At 70.3% G+C, this 2,387-nt stretch carries 1 protein-coding gene; it reads right to left on the bottom strand.

The genetic code is table 11. The features are described 5' to 3' along the window. Positions 1-54: 54 nt before the first annotated feature. The gene (locus G3N96_RS38430; protein WP_206140467.1) at positions 55-2,178 is read right to left on the bottom strand and encodes a site-specific recombinase; all 2,124 of its coding nucleotides are present in this window, start codon (positions 2,176-2,178) and stop codon (positions 55-57) included. Positions 2,179-2,387: the final 209 nt, after the last annotated feature.

The following is a 2,387-nucleotide window of genomic DNA, read 5'->3' as shown; positions in this document are numbered from 1 at the left end:
TGCCGGCAGGCTGCGCGGCGGCGCCCGGACGGGCACCGCCATGCCGCCGCAGGCTCAGTGCGAGCCCGGCTGGCCGGCACGCACCGCTTGGCCGTTGCCCGGCCAGAACAGCGCGAGCGGATTCGACAGCACCGTGCGGATGATCGCGCCGACGAGCGCCCGCACCTTGGTCCGGCGCAGGCTGCGCGAGCGCACGGCCATCGTGAACGCGAGCGCGAAGCTCACGAGCACGTTGAGGATCGCCATGCTGAGCACGCCGGCGCCGGCCCACCACAGCTCCGGTGTGCCGAGCGCATCCTTGCCCAGCACGCCGAGCGCGATGCCGATCGACCCGGCCGACAGCGTCACGTGCCGCACCTCGAACGGGAACATGAACACGGTGACGATCGCCGGAACGAGGCCGAGCATCAGGCCGAGCCCGACGTTCGCGACCACGCCGGCCACGTTCGACCGGCAGAAGTGCGCGAGCTTCGCGGCACCGGCCTGACCGAGCGTGAGGCGCAGCCGGCGGTTGTACGTGAGCGCGTCGCCGACCCGGTGCAGCACGAACCAGTTGTCGGCCCAGCCCGCGAGCAGGCTCGATGCCCACAGCAGCACGCCGGTCAGCGCCGCGTAGAGCGGCGTCGGGCCGAGCAGCGAGAACGAGTGCAGGGTCGCGTGCGCCTTATCCGGCGAGATCAGGTTCGCGTGCATCACGTTGCCCGCGAACAGCTGCACCAGCAGGCACACGGGCAGCACGACGAGGACGTTGCCGGAAATCGCGGCGGCCTGCGTGCGGATCAGCGCGATCACCGACGCGACGAACGCCTTCACGCCTTCCTCGTGGCCGGTGTCGTCGAGCTCGCGCGCGAGGGTCGGCGCGGTCATCGCGGGCTGCTTGGTCGCGAGCGTGAAGTGCAGGAAGTGCATCAGCATGAAGCTGGCCGCGTAGTTGACGCCCGCGAGCAGCCCTTCGAGCATCGATTGCAGGTGCGCGCCCGTGATCGCGAACTTCACGCACACGGTCACGACGGTGACGAGGCCGCCGCCCGCGGCCATCCGCAGCATCTTCAGGTACTCGGCGCGGCCGCGCGAGATGTAGTGCTCGCCGGTGTCCGCGTTGGTCTCGACGAGCTTGCGCGCGAACAGCGAGAAGTTGCTGCGCACGAGGTGCGACACGCTCTGGCTGTTGTGGTTCGCGTCGACGAGTTCGGCCGTCAGGTGCGCCATGCCGTGCAGGTCGTCGCGCGCCATCCACGCGTTCAGCAGCATCTCGGCGCGCACGATGCGCATGCGCATCCGTTCGACCTGGAACACGATGTCGACCGACACGCCGTTGCGGTACAGGTGCGAGAACACGTCGTCGACGGCGATCCGGCATTCGTCGAGCAGCACGCGCAGGTAGTTCACCTCGTGCAGCAATTTGCTCGGGTCGCCGCCGTCCTCGACGGCCGCGTGCGCGGTCTCGACCGCGAGCATCGCGCGCGTGAGGCGGTAGAACGGCTGCGTTTCGAGCGGCTTGCGTGCGTCGTCGTCGGAGAGCCGGCTGCGCACCGTCTGCGACAGGCCGGTCGAGCTGATCTGGCAGGTCAGGTTGTGCAGCGCGGCCAGCAGGTCGCGCGAGAACGAGCCCGGCTCGTGGCGCTCTTCGTCGGTGACGTCGAACGAGATCAGCTCGGCGAGGCGCGTGAGGAGATCGTCGGGCAGCGCGTCGATCCATTGCGCGTCTTCCGGCGTCGGGAACATCAGCGTGAACAGCGCCGACAACTCGCGGCGGTTCGGCGCGGGCGGGATCAGCGACGCGTCGATCCGCTCGAACAGCGCGCCGAAGAAGCCCGAGTGCACGGGCATGCCGGCGTCGCACAGGAGCGAGATGCCGTCGCACTCGCGCAGGATGCCGCGCAGGATGCGCGCGGCGTGGGTTTTCCACGCGGGATTGCGATCGAGCACGTGGAACAGGTAGCGCAACCGCGCATGGGCCGGATACGCGCGCGCATCGGCGTCGCGATCGGCCGGCGCGTCGAGCGCGGCCTGCATCGTGCCGGTGCGGCGCAGCCAGTGCGCGAGCTCGATCAGCCATTCGCTGCGCTCGGCGTACGACGCATCGGCGTCGGCGTGCGCGAGCAGCGCATCGAGCTGGTGACCGGCATTGCGCGACGCGCGCCACTTCTTGATCAGGGTCGTCAGGGAACGAAGCATAAACGGAATAACGAAAGCCCTCGGCGGGCGGGTTCGGGATGCCGGCCGGGGAAATGGCGCGGCGCCGGGGAGAACGGGTGAGACGGGGCCGGTTGCCGGACGATGCGCGGCGACCCGCGGTGCGGCTGTCCCGCTGCGGTGCACGCCGATCGCGTGCAGGCGCCGGGAGGCACGGCGGTCGGGCCGAACGCGGCCCTGCGCCGCTGGCT

The sequence above is a fragment of the Burkholderia sp. Se-20373 genome (assembly GCF_017104705.1).
In the GTDB taxonomy this organism is placed as follows: domain Bacteria; phylum Pseudomonadota; class Gammaproteobacteria; order Burkholderiales; family Burkholderiaceae; genus Burkholderia.
This window is presented reverse-complemented; position numbering and strand designations above follow the sequence as displayed.